Source organism: Candidatus Zixiibacteriota bacterium (assembly GCA_040756055.1).
In the GTDB taxonomy this organism is placed as follows: Bacteria; Zixibacteria; MSB-5A5; order GN15; family FEB-12.
The window spans coordinates 131,810-149,391 of the sequence record JBFLZR010000006.1; the positions used below are offsets into that span (position 1 = coordinate 131,810).

Sequence of the window (17,582 nt, forward strand, 5' to 3'; positions counted from 1 at the left end):
AAGCTCTCCTCTTTTTTGTGAGGGTCTTTACCTTAGAGAAGATAAGGGTCAGTCGACTTTGTGGCAGGCCCGGCACAGTTCGTTTTGCGAAGAACAAACCAGGCGGGCCTTAGCATATCCGGCCGAAAGAGAATGGCAACTGGGGCATTCTATCCGGCCGTTAAATAATTGTATCTCCTGGCTGATCTGATCGGCGATCGCGTTCCCCGGTTCACCCGCCCCCGGCACGACTTCCACCCCGACAGGATGACTGCCGTGCTCTTTGAACCTGGGAGCATCCTGGGCAAAATGAGCGATTTCCTCTGATATTTGCGCGGCGGTTTGCGAGTGACAGATCAGGCACGCCTGCGAGACGCTCAGTTTTCCCAGCACAGCGAAATCCGAGTGAAATATTACGGCAGCGGTCCGGTGATCCGGCGAAAGACCGGATAAACTCTCTCGCGGACCATGACAACAAAAGCACTGTCCCCGCTGGAAACTGTTTTCAAAGCTCACGAGAAAGCTTCTCTTCGCGGCCGTTATCTGCTCGGTTTTGTGGAAACTGTGACATTCACGACAGGCCCTGTCGCGAGTGCTGTGAAAATTGAGCGGAATACCACTGGGATTTACCAACCTCGCTTGGTGACACCTCTCGCACTGCTGGCGGTACTCCGTGTTGATACCGGTACCGGCGTTTAAATCGGCGGTGAATGGGTGACAGTCGGTGCACGGGATGTTCTTGTGAGGGTTGTCGAACCTCTCGGCTGATCGCACGCTTGCCGTGTCGAATGCGAACTTGAAAGTCGCCGCGACCGCGAGTGCGAACAAAGCTGCTATGCCCCAGCACAAATAGCGCATATGAAAAGTATCGGCAGACTTAAAAGAATTCTTCGCATTCGACAGAATCGAATCGCGTCTTTGGGCGGGGAAAAGGCAGGTACAATGCCATATAAGAAAAGGGCGGCCCGGAAACGGCCGCCCGTGTTGACTTTTTGAACAAAAACGGTAATGTTAAAAAGCTGCGATAAAGCCCAGAACCAGCCTGTTTTCTTCGTTCTGGATGTCGTAAGTGTTCTCGGCGATGAGACGAATGTTGGTTTTGAGCAGGTATCCCACATGGCCGGTGATGGTCTCGTAATCATCTCCGTCAAAATCGGAGTCAACCCAGTTGTACAAACCAACCGCGTAGACCTTGCTCCGCTCACCATCGGGCATAAACAGAAGCTCGCCAAACGCGCCGCGGGTTTTGACTTCGTCGTCTGGTTTCACCATTACAAGATTCGGGTTGTCATCGCTTCGCTCGACATACTGAACATTGAGTGTCAGCTTGTCATTGGGGGTCGTGATGGACATATCCGGCGCCAGCATCCACACCTCGTTGGTATTGGCGAAGCGGGCCTCTTTACCGTAGTATCCGAACCCACCTAACCGTAAGTAGGCGCCTATGTCCTGCGAAATACGTCCGGCAAAATTCTTGTACTTATCCTTGTCATATGTCCGGAAATCATCGGCCGCCGCCAAACCATTGCCGTTGACCACCTCGACGACTATATCCGTGCCGCTCTCGAAGCCGTATGTCAGCATTATACCGCGATCGTAGGTGAGGTTAATATCGGACGACCCCGGTGTTGTGCGATAAATCTGGTAGTCATCGTAAGTCAGCCGAAGCTCCCGTTTAAACAGAGGATCCGATACCTGAAACTGACCCACGTAAATGTCCAGCTCGCTGTTGAAAACGTTGTTGAACATGATAAACGCGTCCTCGAGACCGGCCACATCGCCCCGTTCGCTGAAGAAGAAATAGAAGTAGTAGGCGATGTTTTTCGAGAGAGCGCCGCCTGAGAGCAACTTCACATTGTACGGTGTCGTGAAGTCGACATCTTTTTCGGTTTCGGTCTGATGCTTGATGAACCCTTCCAGGCGAACGGCGAACGGGAAATCGCGTATGAGATCCAGATCTTCATCACCGGTATTCTGAAAATATCTGGGGGCGTCCTGATCCTTGAGCGCGAAACCATTGCCGGCAAACTCGTCACCATAGGCCTTCAGACGCGGATAAGGTGCATGACAGGTGGTACACGACATGCCGTACTTGCGCGCAAAGGCCGGTATGGCGTTGGCGCTGTCGGTCTGAATTACCAGGGCCGCCGCCGTTAAACCGATAAATACACCAGCGATCAAAAGCGTACGTAAAATCTGCTTCACTTTTCTTCCTCCTCCAGATTAAGGTAATACCTCTACTGTTGTAGAGTGGTTGTTTACAACTATTATCTCAGCTTCATCTTCGGGAACCTCGAGAAAATCCGCCACCGGCTTGACCAGTTTCTGGTAATTCAGGGTAGCCTTTACCGTCATGGGACCTGGCGCGGCGTCGTCGGGAATTGTGAAACTGCATGTCTCAAGCTTCGTCTCGCGAGGCCCCAGACGATAATCGACGCCAAGGCTCTTGGTATTCCATTGCTGAATGGTCATGCGGCCCTGCGGATCGAAATAGGGCATGCGGAAAATACGGTCACCAATCGGAATACCGTCGCGCTGTACACCTTTGAAATTAGGATCGCCAAGGGCAATACCCATATCCTGGTATGCCAGCACGTCAGCGCCCACCGTGTACTCTTCACCTTCGAATCCCTTGAGGTCTACGGGCAGGTGATAAACTTTGCCGGACGCATCGGTAGCTTCGACATGCATCCACACGATTCTGTCTTCTACCGAGCCGGTTGGGAATTTGTGGCCGGTTTTCTGGTTGAACAGGGCAATCGTGAATTTAATCGGTTCGCCCGGTTCCGCTTCGGTGATATCGGGATGAATACGAAGTTCGATAGTCCCCTGAACCTTGCCCGGATCATGAGCGCCATGGAACAGGTGCTGCCGGGCGTCCGGATATTCCGTGCCCATGGAGGCCGTCACTCCGGGAGCATAGGTCATATGGCAATCCTGGCAGATCACGCCCTGCTTCGAATAAGGCCCTTCTTTCCATTCAAGGTGAGTTGATTTAACCCAGATGCCATAAGGATCCTTCTCATTGTGACAGGTGCCGCAGAATTCGGCAGTGTGCAGGAAGTCGGATTTGGCCATCTCGTGCGCGGGGGAGTTGTCGCCTTCTCGAGGGCCGTATTTTACATTGCCCGGACTGGAAATAAAATTGAAATTGAACGGGGTGTCCCCTTGGAAACCGGTCACCGTGTGACACAGATCGCACTGCACACCCTCGTTGGCCCTGCTGCCTTCTTCAGGGCGAGGGGGAGGAACATCACCGGTCAGGAAAGAGATCGGAGCGTGGCACCCGTTACATCCGGCCTTCACTTCCGCGACAATTTCATCCTTCTCCGCATGTGGGACGGCCAGCTTGAAGTACTCAATCTCGTCCCAGTGATGGGTGTATGACTGCGACATCATTGCCTGTCGCCACTGTCGATAGAAATCCACATGACACGAACTGCCGCAATAGTCCGGCGTATCGTAATCATCGTAGGATTTCGAGCCCAGCGGTCCTTCGGCAGCTGTTACAGCTCCTGCAAGTGATAAAGTTAGCAGTGCGGTCAGAATCAGGATCGCCGGCAGGCAATTGGTAAGGCGTTGTTTGGTTGTTACGGATGATGTCATTGGACCTCCTTTTCCTAAGATAAGATAGTGAAAGAATTCACAAGCCCTATTTACTAACTGATCGGGGAATCGTTTCTTCCTGAGCCCCTTCAGTCTAATATGCTCCGGTGTCAAAGTCAAGGGATGTTTGAACATGCACGAGCAAATCTAAAGTCTACGGCGGGTTGAGCAGCGACCGGAGCGAACTGCCTTGTGACAATGAAACTGCCAACAAAGAAGTAGGTTAGCTCACAATGCTAAAATCAGTCCGGCTACGAGACCGAAAGGGATCTGGCCGTTGTCGGAAAGTTTTGGGCCATGATTCTCCGATCGAGAAGTCACCAGTATTTGTGAAAAGACCCGACAAATTCGTCAAATTTATTCTAAATGTCTTGACAAATAGTAGATAATGATATATTACTGTTTGTGAAAAAAGTCACATAATGTGGTTATTTGAAGATGAGACCTTTTGATGTAACAATCGCCCGCTTTGACCATCCGGAGCCTGTGGCGGCTTACGGTTCGTTTCGGGTTACGGCGATGAATAACGAAGTGTCGGTGGTTGCTTATGAGGGGTCCAACATAAAGAAGGAACATTTTAGATGAACACCAAGGCGTTCAATGCGTTCGCCATGGCTCAGGCACAGTTCGATAAAGTTGCGGACTTCCTGGAGCTGGATTCAGCTACTCGTGAGCTGTTGCGTAATCCTCTTAGAGAGTATCATTTCAGCATTCCGGTTCATATGGATGATGGTACTTTCAAGGTCTTTCGTGGTTTTAGAGTTCAACACAACGATGCGAGAGGTCCGAGCAAAGGCGGAATACGTTTCCACCCCCAGGAAACAGTGGATACGGTCAGAGCTCTGTCCATGTGGATGACATGGAAGTGCGCGGTGGTTGATATTCCTCTCGGCGGCGGGAAAGGCGGCGTCATATGCGACCCGCACAATCTCAGCATGCGTGAGCAGGAACAGATCTGCCGCGGATGGGTACGTCAACTCGCCAAAAATGTCGGCCCGGTGGCTGATGTTCCGGCTCCCGACGTAATGACTTCGGCCCAGCACATGCTGTGGATGCTCGATGAGTTCGAGCACATTCACGGCGGGAAATATCCCGGTTTCATCACCGGCAAACCGGTTGGCATGGGCGGTTCACTGGGACGTACCGAGGCTACCGGTTACGGTGTGGTGTACACGCTGCGCGAAGCACTCAAAGAATTGAATATCCGTCCTCAGGATACCACTGCCTCGGTCCAGGGATTCGGTAACGTTGCCCAGTATGCAATCAGGCTGTACACCCAGCTGGGTGGTACGGTTGTCTGCGTATCGTGCTGGGATCAGTCCGATGAAACCTCGTATTCCTTCCGCAAGAAGGACGGTATCGATATTGACGCCCTGCTCAAGATCACCGATCGCTTTGGCGGTATTGATAAAGGCAAAGCGAAAGACATGGGCTACGAGGTGCTGCCGGGCGAGACCTGGTTGGAACAGGAAGTCGATGTTCTGTTTCCGTCGGCTATCGAAAACCAGATCACAGGCGACAATGTCGGTAAGATCAGCAAGCGGGTGAAAGTAATAGCCGAGGGCGCCAATGGCCCGACCACGCCCGAAGCTGACAAGGTCATACATGGACGCGGCATATTCGTGATTCCCGATTTTCTGGCCAACGCCGGCGGCGTCACGTGCAGCTATTTTGAGCAGGTCCAGAGCAACATGAACTACTTCTGGGAGAAGGAAGAGGTTCTGGGCAAGCTGGATCTGAAAATGACGGCTGCCTTTATCGCGGTCAGCGAACTGGCGCGCAAGCGTAAGATTTATATGCGCGACGCGGCCTATGTTATCGCGGTCAGCCGGGTGGCTCAAGCCTGTAAAGACAGAGGCTGGGTCTAAGATACAAAAATCACCCCCACATCTTCGTAGAACCGCATAAAAGACTGTCTGGGCCGAATCTTCGGTCCAGACAGTTTCATTATAAGTAATTCGATTGGGGTTTCGCCCACGCAATAAAAACATTATCTTGTATCCGCAGGTAGTTAGACTGGAGAGGTGTCCGTGAATCAGTCGCCGGAAAATGACAGCAAAAACAAGATTGTCGACGAAATCCCCCGTTTCGATCGCGATCTGTTCGGCTCCGAAGAAAAATTCACGCGGATCGGCTCGGGCTCTATCGGAGGCAAAGCCGCAGGGCTTGCTTTTATAAAAGATGTTCTGATTTCTCAACTGGATAACGGCCGTTACAAAAACATCACCGTCAATGTCCCCACCCTGACCGTCATCGGCACCGATGTCTTCGACCTTTTCATGCAGCGAAACGAACTTTACGACGACGCCTTTTCGGATATGCCCGATGACCGCATCGCCCACGCGTTCCAGAGGGCGGAATTCCCCGCTGAATTTTGTGGCGACCTTCGCGGTCTGATCGAAAAAGTCCACACCCCGCTGGCCGTTCGCTCTTCAAGTCTTCTGGAAGATGCCATCTTTCGGCCCTTTGCCGGCGTCTATGGTACCAAAATGATTCCGAACAATCAGGCCGATGCTCAAACTCGTTTCAAATTGCTGATTGAGGCCATCAAATTCGTCTACGCTTCGACATTCTTCAAAGAGGCGAAAGACTACATAAAAGTCACCGGCCAGTCGCCACAGGACGAAAAAATGGCCGTGATTATTCAGGAAGTCGTCGGAAACCGCTACGGGGACCGCTTCTATCCCAACATATCAGGTGTCGCTCGTTCGTACAACTATTACCCCTTCGGCGATGCTCAGCCTGAGCAGGGAGTGGTCTCGCTCGCGCTGGGACTGGGTAAGACTATCGTCGATGGCGGCAAGAGCTGGACCTATTGCCCGGCCTATCCGACAGTCGGTCCGCCTTACGGCTCCGTTTCCGAAACCCTCAAACAGACTCAAACAGAGTTTTGGGCAGTCAACATGGGAAGGCCGCCCGCACACGACCCTATCAGGGAAACCGAGTATTTAGTCGAGGCCAACCTTGGTGATGCTGAGTATGATGGTACACTTGACAGAGTTGCCTCAACATACGTCGCTCAGAACGACCGAATTGTCATTGGAACCGGCTCTGAAGGTCCCCGGGTGCTCAACTTCGCGCCCGTTCTCAGACTCGACGATATCCCCCTGAACGATCTTATTGACAGAATCCTGCAGATATGTGAAGAGCGAACGGGAAAGAAGGTCGAAGTTGAGTTCGCCATGGAGATTGACTCCGAGATACGATTTGGCTTTCTCCAGGTAAGGCCAATGGTCGTTGCCGAGGGCAGTGTGAGCGTATCCGAGACTGATCTTGCCGCCGACGATCTGCTGCTGGCGTCTAACGTCGTTATGGGCAACGGCGAAATCAACGACATAAGAGACGTTGTCTACGTCCGGCCGGAGAACTTTCTGGCTAAGAATACCCGTACCATAGCCTCTGAGGTCGAAAACATAAATCGACGGCTGGTAGCTGGCGTAAAACCGTACCTGCTGATGGGTTTCGGGCGTTGGGGAAGTTCCGATCCGTGGCTCGGTATCCCCGTGAATTGGAGCCAGATTGCCGGCGCGAAAGTAATCGTTGAATCCACCCTGGAAGATATGAATGTCGATCCCAGTCAGGGGTCGCACTTCTTTCACAATATCACCAGTTTTCAAATATGCTATTTTTCGGTGCACCACGCGAGCAAGTACCGGATCGCGTGGGATTGGCTGAACGCTCAGCCGGCGTCGGAAGAAACAGACTTTGTCAGACATGTCGAACTGAAGGCTCCACTGACGATCAAAGTCGATGGACGCAACAGGCAAGGGGTTATCAGGTATGGAAGATGACAAAAAATCGGTTGATAAACTTCTGGAATCACTCCAGGAACGCGCCAAAGAGTTGAACTGCCTCTATCGCATAGAGGAGATTCTCAATCAACCCGACGCCGAAGTGCAGGAAGTGTGTGAGGCCATTATTGTTGCCGCTCCCGAAGGCTGGCAGTATCCGGAAGCGTGCCAGGCCAAAATTGTGTTGGAAGATGTTACCTACAAATCACCCGGTTTCAAGGAAACACCGTGGGAGTTGAGCGCTGATATCGAAGTACAGGGGAGAATCGTCGGCACTATCAGCGTGTCCTACGTGGGCGAGATGCCGGCGGCCGATGAAGGACCGTTTCTGAAAGAAGAGGTCAGGTTGATCGAGACGATTGCCGACCGAATCGGTCACTTCATTCAGCACTACCGTATGAAACAGGTCTATCAGGAATGGCACTCCGCGAGGCAGAAAATCTCCGAGTCAAGACAGAACGAATGGCAGGTGGTGCTGGGCCTTTTGCAGCAGACGGACCACGATCTTTTCATGAGCATCTCCCACAAAATGCTCAACTATCTCTGCTGGAGCGGTGTCGCCGAAGCCGAGAAGCTTCTCAAGAGCGCCAGCCTGGTCAAACCCACCGGCGAGGACGAGTTCGTCGATGACTCCAATATTCCGTATCGACGCATGAAGATATCCTTCCCGGTTGACCTCGGTACCGAAGTCTTTCGCATCGCGGCCGCTCACATGTCCGGTGATGAAATCTTCGAGCGCATCCAGAAATGGATTCAGGAAGATAAACTCAGCTTCCTTGTCCAGGTGGTGAACCGCAACTTGTCGCTTTCCGATGTTGCCGATGCCATCAGGCGGTATTACTACATTGCCACGAAAGAGGAAAGAACCAAATCGATATCGCCCGGCAAGATTGGGATTATCGTATCGCTCATCCGCCGCTTTCTGTCCGACCAGCTTCAGTATATCAACGTCGCCAAAAAGTATGTCGGTATCAGGGATTTCTATGAGCTGCTCAACAACATGATATTCGCCCCGGAGAGCCACGGGAAACTGGGTGGCAAAAGCGCCGGTATGTACCTGGCGGCCCAGATTGTCAAAAAGCACAATGAAAAAGGAGCCCGTCTGGGTAACCTCAAGGTGCCGAAAACGTGGTATATCACCTCTGATATGCTTTTACACTTCATGCACTACAACAATCTCGATGAAAGCGTGGAGCAAAAATACAAAGAGATAGAGCAGGTCCGTTTCGAGTATCCCCACATCATCCACAGCTTCAAAAACTCCCGCTTTCCACCGGAGTTCATCAAAGGCCTTTCGCTGGCCCTTGATGATTTTGAGGAAAGGCCGCTTATCGTTCGCAGTTCCAGCTTGCTCGAAGACCGCATCGGCGCCGCCTTTTCAGGCAAATATAAGAGTGTGTTCGTGGCCAATCAGGGTAGCAAGCAGAAGCGGCTCGATGCTCTGCTCGATGGCATCGCCGAGGTGTACGCTTCAACTTTCGGTCCTGACCCGATCGAATACCGCGCCGAACGGGGATTGATCGATTTCGGCGAGGAGATGGGTATCATGATTCAAGAGGTGGTCGGTGTTCGGGTGGGCGACTATTTCATGCCTGCTTTCGCGGGCGTGGCATTCAGTCGCAACGAATTCCGATGGTCTCCGCGGATTCATCGCGAGGACGGACTGGTGCGACTTGTACCGGGACTGGGCACGCGGGCAGTTGACCGTCTGAGTGATGACTATCCCGTGATGTGCGCTCCGGGACAGCCCGGCTTGCGGGTTAATGTGTCGGTCGACGATATCCTGCGCTATACACCAAAGAAGATCGATGTCATCAATGTCGAGAAAAATACTTTCGAGACGGTTGAAGTTGAGGAACTTTTGAAAAATTTCGGATACGAATTCCCGATGATAAAACGTCTCGTCTCGATTCACAGGGCCGGGCATATCACCAAACCGGTAGGCTCACATATTGATTTCGACGAGGATGACCTGGTTGTCACGTTCGATGGTCTCATTTCCGATTCGCCGTTCATCAAACAGATTCACGATATGCTGAAACTGCTCGAAGAGACCATCGGCCACCCGGTTGATATCGAATTCGCCCACGACGGAAAAGACCTGTATCTGCTCCAATGCCGCTCCCAGAGCCCGTCAGATGGCAGTGTAGCGGCCCCGATTCCCAAAGATATTCCCGAGGAGCGGATTATTTTCTCCGCCAACAAGTATATCTCCAACGGGCGGGTCCCCGATATCACCCACATCGTCTATGTCGACCCCGATAAGTACGGCGAGTTGTCCGAGCGTGATGATCTTGTTGCGGTGGGTCGGGCTATCGGAAAGCTCAACAAACTGCTTCCCAAACGCAGATTCATACTGATTGGTCCGGGGCGGTGGGGGAGTCGCGGGGATATCAAACTGGGCGTCAAAGTCACCTATTCCGATATCAACAACACCGCTGTGCTGGCCGAAGTCGCCCGCAAAAAGGGAAACTACACGCCCGACCTGTCATTCGGCACACACTTCTTCCAGGACCTGGTAGAGGCGCGCATCAGGTATCTGCCGCTGTTTCCCGATGACAAAGGCGTGGTATTCAACGAACGATTCCTGAAAGGCTCACCGAACATTCTTTCCGAGGTCGCTCCCGAATTCACCGCTCTGCAGGATACGGTGAGGCTTATCGATGTCTCATCGGTCACCGGTGGCAAGGTTCTGCGGGTGCTGATGAATGCTGATTTGGACGAGGCGGTCGGCATAATCTGTACGCCATCGGATGAAACCACAAAAGGCACCGTGTCGCACATGTTCGCCGAACACCCCTCTGACTCAAGCTGGCGGTGGCGATTCCAGATGGCTGAGCACATAGCTTCCACGCTCGACCCGGATCGCTTCGGGGTAAAAGCTCTTTACGTTTTCGGAAGCACCAAGAACGCATCGGCAGGCGCCGCCTCTGATATCGACCTGCTGGTGCACTTCCGGGGTTCGGCACAGCAGCGTGAAATGCTGGAACACTGGTTCGAAGGATGGAGCCTTGCTCTCGGAGAGATCAACTACCTGAAGACCGGTTATAAGTCGGGCGGGCTGCTCGATGTTCACATCATAACGGACAAAGATATCGAGCAGAAAACCAGCTATGCGGTTAAAATTGGCGCCGTGACCGACCCGGCGCGGATGCTTCCGCTGAGAAGGAAGAAATAAAGGCTTCTTAGATAATTATCCGTCGCGCCTCAGACGGATTGTCCGGATTGAACCGGACTATTGCCAGTTCAGGACCATCGTGCGCAGCGTTGAACATGTACGTCTCTGCGAGCCGGTCCTGCCACTGGCCGGTCAGCCTCGTAGATTCATGAATGTGCCCGTGAAGTGTGACCAGCGGCTGACGATTTTCGATAAACTCCCTGACAGCGATACTGCCCACATAGACATCCACCGGAACATGATCCACAGTCATGCCATCAAGCGCGGCCCGATCGAGATTCGTTTTATACGGGGGCGTGTGAAATAAGAATATTGTTTTTCGCCAATCATCTAATTCGCCGAGGGCGTCCAGATCCTTTTTTATTGTGGCGTGCCTAATCTCGCGATCGGATACCGGCACGGTGCGAGTACCTTCCTCGGGAGACACACAACCCGGGTCGATAAACCGCGACACATCATACTTCTCCCAGTCTTTGAGCAGAAACGGCGATGGAGGCACGTAGGCATAGCCATAGACGCGATAAGCACCTACAGTTACCCAGTTCTCGTTGATATACTCCCAGATTCCGGTCTTTTCAGCTTCCACAAAAGTGGCCTCTTCCGAGCGGGGATCATCATTTCCAAGAATCAACAGCACCCTTGGATAATCCTCTCGCATGGACTGCTTGATCCTGGCAAATTCCGTAACCATGAAGTCGTTTACGAAATCATCGGGGTATTGCTCGGTTTGCGAGCGACGGGCGAGGCCGTGGGGGAGAAGGTCTCCGCCCAAAAGCACTGCCTGTGGCTTATCGATGGAGATGCGCTCGATAAGCTTTCTAAAGCGCGATGTTGAGCCGTGTATGTCTGTTACGAAAAACCAGTCAGCCACTCGGTATATTTCCTGCCATGCCGGTTATCTTTGCGCTAAATATATGAAAAGCAGGGTTGGGCGGGATAGTAAAAAACAGGTCTACCTGAAATCGCGGCTTTGGACAGCGATGTCAGACTCATTTATCACAAACGGTGTAAATTGAAAGCCTATCACATTGATTACCCCATCCTTCTTTTCCAATATTCCGCGCACTATCAAAGCCTTGGATTGTGTGACTTCTTTGCGAAAGCGGCCTGACATCTGAGGTTTGACCACGATATTGGAAAAGCCGGTTTCATCCTCGAGCGTGATAAACAGAAACCCTTTCGCCGTAACCGGGCGTTGTCTGATAACTACCAACCCCGCCACTTTAACCGGCCTGCCCGAAGGATACAATGCCAGGTCTTTCGATTTCACCACTCCCTTGTCGGTCAGCCTGTCTCTGATAAGTTGTATCGGGTGCGGTCCGGGGGAAAGGCCCATGCTTTTGAAATCCGAAACCAGCGTGTCGCCGATAGTCATCGATGGCAACAAAGCAAGGCCGGTCTCGGTTGTCTCGACCTGAAGTTCATCGGGTGACTGTCTCAAAAGCGACAACACCTGCCAGACCGCTTCACGACGGGTTACCCCAAAACACTCAAACCCATCCGCCTGTGCGATCCGGGTCAGCTCAAGTTGATTGAGGCCGGTCCTGAACACGAAATCTTTTATCGAATCGAACAGCCGTTCATCTCTGGCAGCTTCTATTTGTTCCCCGGAGCTTTCGCCAATTCCTTTGACGCATTGATATCCCAGTCGAACCGAATTCTCCTCGACCGTACAATCCCAGTTGCTCCGCAAGACATCGACATGATTCAGCCTGACCCGTTTGCGGCGCATCTCGAAGGCGATGCTCGATGGCGAGTAGAAACCCATCGGTTGAGAGTTCAACAGCGAGCAATAGAATTCCGCCGGATAGTACAGCTTTAAGTAGGCCGACACATAAACCAGAAGCGCGAACGAGGCGGCATGCGATTCGGCGAACCCGAAATCAGCAAAAGCCGCGAGCTGCTTGAAAATTCTTTCCGCCGCCTCAAGCGTGATTCCATTTCGCATCATTCCTTTAATCAGCTTGTCACTCAGCGCTTCCATTTTCTCCCGCGAGCGTTTGTGTCCCATGGCGCGGCGAAGTTCATCTGCTTCGCTGAGCGTAAAATTGGCCGCCTCCACCGCCACTCTCATTCCCTGTTCCTGAAACAGGGGGACTCCCAGCGTCTTTTTCAAAATCGGCTCAAGTTGGGGATGCGGGTAGGTAACTTCCTCCTCGCCGTTTCTACGTCTGAGATAAGGATGTACCATATCTCCCTGAATGGGACCCGGCCGAATTAACGCGACCTCGATCACCAGGTCATAAAAGCAATCGGGTTTATGGCGGGGCAGACAATTCATCTGCGCCCGCGATTCCACCTGAAACACTCCCAGTGTGTCGGCGCTGCTGAGAAGTTGATACACTTTCGGGTCATCATACGAAAGCCTCGCCGGGTCGATATCCAGGCCGTGATTTTTCTTTATCAGCTTAAACGCGATATCGATAAGCGACAGCATCCCCAATCCCAGGAGGTCAATCTTCACCAGTCCGGCATCGGCGGCATCATCTTTATCCCATTGAATCACGCTCCGGTCGGGCATGGTGGCGTTTTCCACCGGTACTACCTGCGTGAGAGGTCTTTTGGTAATAATCATCCCGCCGACATGAATCCCCAGATGCCGCGGAAATCGATGTATCTGCCGGCACAACTCGACCAGCAGTTTTACCCGCCTCGAATCCGTCTTGAAATTTATCTCTTTCAACCGCTCTGTCATCTCCTCGGCGTCGGAATAGTGGTCGAGGTGTTTTGCCAGAAGGTTCACCTCCTCGAGCGAAAACCCCAACGCCTTGCCTACATCGCGCGTCGCCGAACGTCCCCGGTAGCTTATCACCTCGCACACCATAGCGGCGTGATTGCGACCATACTTGTTGTAAACATACTGAATAACCTCCTCGCGGCGATTATTGGCGATATCGATATCGATATCCGGCGGTTCCTTACGATTCTCGGATACGAACCGTTCGAACAGAAGGTCCAGCTTGATGGGATCGACCGCGGTTACCTCCAGACAATAACACACGGCCGAATTAGCCGCCGAGCCGCGTCCCTGCGAGAGAATGCCGTTGGTCTTACAAAAGCGGGCAATATCCCAAACAATCAAAAAGTAGCCCGAAAGATTGAGCTTCTGGATAATCTTCAATTCGTGCTCAAGTTGCCCGACAACCTTTGGTGTTAACTCCCGATAACGAACCTTCGCGCCCTCGTAGGTGAGTTTACGAAGATAGCTGTGTACTGTCTCGCCGTCGGGGACGGGGAAGTCGGGGAGTATTGTTTGAAGATTATCCAGCGAGAACAAACAGCGCCCGGCGATCGCGGCACTGTTTTCAATCGCTTCAGGATAATTCGCAAACCTTCGAATCATTTTCTCCGGCGGCTTCAAATATCGCTCGGCGTTGGGATACAGAAGATTGGCGGCATCATCCAGAGTGGTGTGGTTTTTGATGCACGTGAGGACATCCTGAAGCATCCGCGCCTTCTTTGTGGCGTAGTGAACATTGTTGGTGGCCACCGTTTCAATATCGAGTTGCCGCCCCAGAAGTGAAAGCTGTTCGCACAAGATCTGATGGTCCGGCAGGTTGTGGTGCTGCATCTCCAGATAGAAATTATCCGCGCCGAAAAGCTCTCTGTACTCCGAAGCAACCCGCTGCGCTGTTGGAAGGTCTTTTTTCAGGATTGCCGATGGCAGTTCTCCGAGAGCGCAACCGGATAAGGCTATCAAACCATCGCGGTGCGAAGCAAGACTCTCTTTGGTTATCTTTGTCTCGTCCTTTTTGCTCTTGAGCTTGGCCTCGCTGATAAGACTGCACAGGTTGGCATAGCCGACAGCATCTTTGATCAGCAGCAGAAGATGATGTCCGTTGTCCAACGTTATCTCGCCGCCGAAAATCGGCCGGATATTTTTCTCGATCGCCACCTGGCTGAATCGTACTATACCGTAGAGACCGTTGGTATCGGTAAGCGCCAGCGCTTCATACCCCAACCGATGCGCTTCTTCCACAAGCGCTTCGGGGTGACTCGCGCCACTCAAGAACGAGAAATTTGAGTGGCAATGTAGTTCAATATACTTCACGACGATTTCTTCGTAGGCTCACGCCGCGGCGTGAACCTACAAACGCAGTATAATCTTTGTTCGGTCAGGTCTTGTCCCACCTGTGGTGGGATGTGACCTGACAGCAATCAAATTCCAACCCCGAACCGTCACACGCCCTCCGAAGGTCGCAAGATCCGCCGCATGGCGCACTCGGAAGCCTGACGGAACGAATTTACCAGTGCGATGTAATCACCGGTGGTTTGGCATAACGTGATGCGTGTGATAAATCAAACGCCTACCGCCAAGGCACTTTTTGCTGTAGGGCGGGTCCTTCTTAGAACCCGCCATAAGGGTATCGCCCCCTTTCAAGTTTGAACATGTCGGGTTTCTTGGCTCACGGCCACGTTGCCCGTGGCGTGCCCGGCGGAACGCCGACCTACTATCTACTATGGTGGCTTCGAACCCGCCAAATTTGTCTTTTCGACCGAAGGGAGAAATCTTCCGTTCGCCTTTTAAGATTTCTCGACAAGCTCGAAACGACATTTGTGCGATGGGCCGCGTTTGATAAATCAAACGCCTACCGTTACGCTTCTTCAGTAGGTCAAAATCCCCTGCCCGTCAGGGTCCCCCGTTTCACGGGGGAGGTTTTGACATTTATCTTCAATCAAACACCCCCTGCACATACCAGTCCGACGCCTGACGGTCAAAATACAGCAGGTAAAACCGATCATCATCGGTCTGAACCTCATAATACATTCGGTCAAAACCATACTGCCACCATCCGCCGGACAACTCCCACGGACCATTCTGCCTGACTATCGAGCGGGTGTGATGTCGCAATCTTACCGAACTGAGCTTCGCGCCGCAGGAGGCTACCGTCGCCTTGCGGGCCGGCTGTATCAGGCGTAACCCCGCGATTGGATTGAGAGCGAAAGAACAACGCCACGAAGTATCAACGGCAGTGTTTTTCGATTTGGGTTTCGAGTCAATCGCGCAAAAACTGCAATTACTGTCGGGAGTGATCCCATCACCGACAGCAGGAGCCAACAATTGTATCTGATGTTGATTACCGACAATGTGGCCATCACTAACATTGTGACCGTCAGATGTCCTCATCTGTATCTTGTGCCCGGCAGATGTCCCCACCTGTATCTTGTGACCGGCAGATGTCCCCATCATCTGCATCTTGTGCCCGTCAGATGTCCCCACCTGCATCTTGTGACCGGCAGATGTCCCCATCTGCCGGTGATGGAAGCCTGATGCCCCCAAAAGCTCAAGCTGTGATGATTCCAGAGGTAAAACTTCGGGGATAGTGATGGTAATATCCGCCACTCTGCCTGAAAGCCTCAAACCATTTAGCTGTTCGTTGAGCAAACGAATGAATTTAAAAGGCATCTCCGTGACTTTCTTGAGAACAAGGTGCAAGGTTTTAATACCCGTATGTGCGCGGTCCCGCTGAAGCGGGATCCTCATCTGCCCGTCGGTCTCAAGATGAAGCTGCACATCCACAGCTTTACATCCCCGGCCGGTTTTGCCGAGTTTTTCGAGAAGGTCGGTCAGGATTTTATTGACGTGGAAAACAATCTCGCCCGATGATTCAAGCGGGTCGAACAGCGAAGCTCTCGCCGACAACAGCACTTGCGAAAACTCCGGCAGGAAGAAATCGGTGTCATCACCTTTGGAAAGACGGGCGATTTTCGCTCCTTCTTCGCCGAATCGGGTGGTCATCTCGTTCGATGGAAACGCCGCCACCTGCCCGATAGTTTTCAACCCCAGCGCCAGGAACTTATCGCGCATGTCATCTGACAAAGGGAGATAACCGATTGCCAGATTGTTGAGAAACCGCCGTTCGGCATCGGCCGCTACAACCGTAAACGAATTTACCGGCGACACCAGCGATGCTACATGGGCGACGAACTTGTTGTTGCCGATTCCAACCTGCACCCTGAGCTTGAGAGAACTTATCAGCGAAACCAGCCGCTTCGCCAGATCATCTTCGGTTTTGTAAAGCCACTTAAGCCCCGAAGCATCCACGAAAAAACATCCCGCGCCGGTTTCTTCCACCAGCGGACTGGCCGTGAACAGGATATTGCGAAGCTTCTCCGATGCCGCCCGTTCGGTTTTACGGGATACCTGACAGGTGACCAGCTCCGGACAGTACGACCGCGCCTGCGCCACTGTCATGTCGATAGTAACGCCATCATTTTTGGCGATGTTATTCGCGGCGAGCACCAATGACAACTCGCTGTCGGTTTCGGTTAACACGACCGGTTTGCTTTCAAGCGATGGATCTTTCAAACAACAAATCTGCATCGCCAGGTCGGGCACCAGCACACAGGCTATTCTATCTTTAATCATAAAGCACCAAGTCGGTTTTAAGGCCCTCTTTTGATATTCTGCTTTTGGTGACCTCGACCTCCACACGGCGCAGATCAAGCCTTCTCACGGATAGGCGCAGAGAGACAATGCTCGATGGTATGATCTGCGTGTTGTCGGCGGTCAGAAAGAATGTCAGCGCTTTGCTCCGGGTGGTTTGCATGCGAAGACGGTGGAGTAAAGTCATGGGAAGCGGTTTTTCCTGATCGATGAGGTCGAGGATTACACACGATGTTTTCCCGTGATATAAAAGACTCTCGGCGGTGCGCAATCCCAAAAGAACATCACCCGTTTTGACCACCACGAGACAGTCTATATTGACGCCGCAACAGGTAGCAGCCGATGGGTAAAAAGAGTTGCTCAAGTCGAAATAAACCGCCAACCTTTCGTGTGTGATTTTCGCTAATATTTTATAAAGAAGACTGGTCTTCCCCGATGATACCGGGCCGGTCATTTCGATCATCTGACCAAGCGGGATACCCCGGTGGGGGAGAAGACGGTCGATTTCTTCGATACCGGTTGCGAACACTATTTTTTCGCTCTCGGCGGCTTTGAAAGTGGCTTCGGGCCATTTCTTATCGAGTATATTTTTCAAATCCGTAATCGTACGCATGACTTATCTTTCTCGTAGATACCGTCT

General features: G+C 52.3%; 11 protein-coding genes. 4 read left to right on the forward strand and 7 right to left on the reverse strand.

From position 1 onward, the window contains the following. Nucleotides 1-48 precede the first annotated feature (48 nt). The 3 genes from AB1483_12060 to AB1483_12070 form a co-directional block, all read right to left on the reverse strand. On the reverse strand, nt 49-837 hold the full coding sequence (locus AB1483_12060; protein MEW6413184.1) for a hypothetical protein: 789 nt from the start codon (nt 835-837) through the stop codon (nt 49-51). A 153-nt stretch (nt 838-990) separates the two neighbouring features. Then, entirely contained in the window at nt 991-2,184 is a 1,194-nt protein-coding gene (locus AB1483_12065) for a hypothetical protein (protein MEW6413185.1), read from the reverse strand. Nucleotides 2,185-2,202: 18 nt separating this feature from the next. After that, nucleotides 2,203-3,585 (reverse strand): multiheme c-type cytochrome, encoded by a 1,383-nt coding sequence (locus AB1483_12070; protein ID MEW6413186.1) that lies wholly within the window; start codon nt 3,583-3,585, stop codon nt 2,203-2,205. A gap of 438 nt (nt 3,586-4,023) precedes the next feature. Between AB1483_12070 and AB1483_12075 the strand changes: the two genes are divergently transcribed. The 4 genes from AB1483_12075 to AB1483_12090 all read left to right on the forward strand — a co-directional run bounded on the left by AB1483_12075 (nt 4,024) and on the right by AB1483_12090 (nt 10,554). Beyond that, nucleotides 4,024-4,170: a hypothetical protein gene (locus AB1483_12075; GenBank protein MEW6413187.1), complete on the forward strand. Its 147-nt coding sequence runs from the start codon at nt 4,024-4,026 to the stop codon at nt 4,168-4,170. After that, a complete protein-coding gene (locus tag AB1483_12080; GenBank protein MEW6413188.1) occupies nt 4,167-5,453 on the forward strand; it encodes a Glu/Leu/Phe/Val dehydrogenase in 1,287 nt (428 codons plus the stop codon). Before AB1483_12075 ends, AB1483_12080 begins: the two co-directional genes overlap by 4 nt. A 162-nt stretch (nt 5,454-5,615) precedes the next feature. Next, nucleotides 5,616-7,376, forward strand: a complete 1,761-nt coding sequence (locus AB1483_12085) for a PEP/pyruvate-binding domain-containing protein (GenBank protein ID MEW6413189.1) — start codon at nt 5,616-5,618, stop codon at nt 7,374-7,376. Further along, entirely contained in the window at nt 7,366-10,554 is a 3,189-nt protein-coding gene (locus AB1483_12090; GenBank protein ID MEW6413190.1) for a PEP/pyruvate-binding domain-containing protein, read from the forward strand. Before AB1483_12085 ends, AB1483_12090 begins: the two co-directional genes overlap by 11 nt. Nucleotides 10,555-10,561: 7 nt before the next feature. On the opposite strand, the gene AB1483_12095 is transcribed toward AB1483_12090, so the two are convergent. The 4 genes from AB1483_12095 to AB1483_12110 all read right to left on the reverse strand — a co-directional run bounded on the left by AB1483_12095 (nt 10,562) and on the right by AB1483_12110 (nt 17,555). Continuing rightward, complete coding sequence (locus AB1483_12095) at nt 10,562-11,425, reverse strand: metallophosphoesterase (protein MEW6413191.1); 864 nt, start codon at nt 11,423-11,425, stop codon at nt 10,562-10,564. 81 nt (nt 11,426-11,506) lie between these two features. Next, nucleotides 11,507-14,605 carry an error-prone DNA polymerase gene (locus tag AB1483_12100; protein MEW6413192.1) on the reverse strand — a complete coding sequence of 1,033 codons (3,099 nt, stop codon included), beginning with the start codon at nt 14,603-14,605 and terminating at the stop codon, nt 11,507-11,509. A 621-nt stretch (nt 14,606-15,226) separates the two neighbouring features. Continuing rightward, nucleotides 15,227-16,924, reverse strand: a complete 1,698-nt coding sequence (locus tag AB1483_12105; protein ID MEW6413193.1) for a hypothetical protein — start codon at nt 16,922-16,924, stop codon at nt 15,227-15,229. Next, complete coding sequence (locus tag AB1483_12110) at nt 16,917-17,555, reverse strand: hypothetical protein (protein ID MEW6413194.1); 639 nt, start codon at nt 17,553-17,555, stop codon at nt 16,917-16,919. Before AB1483_12110 ends, AB1483_12105 begins: the two co-directional genes overlap by 8 nt. Nucleotides 17,556-17,582 lie beyond the last annotated feature (27 nt).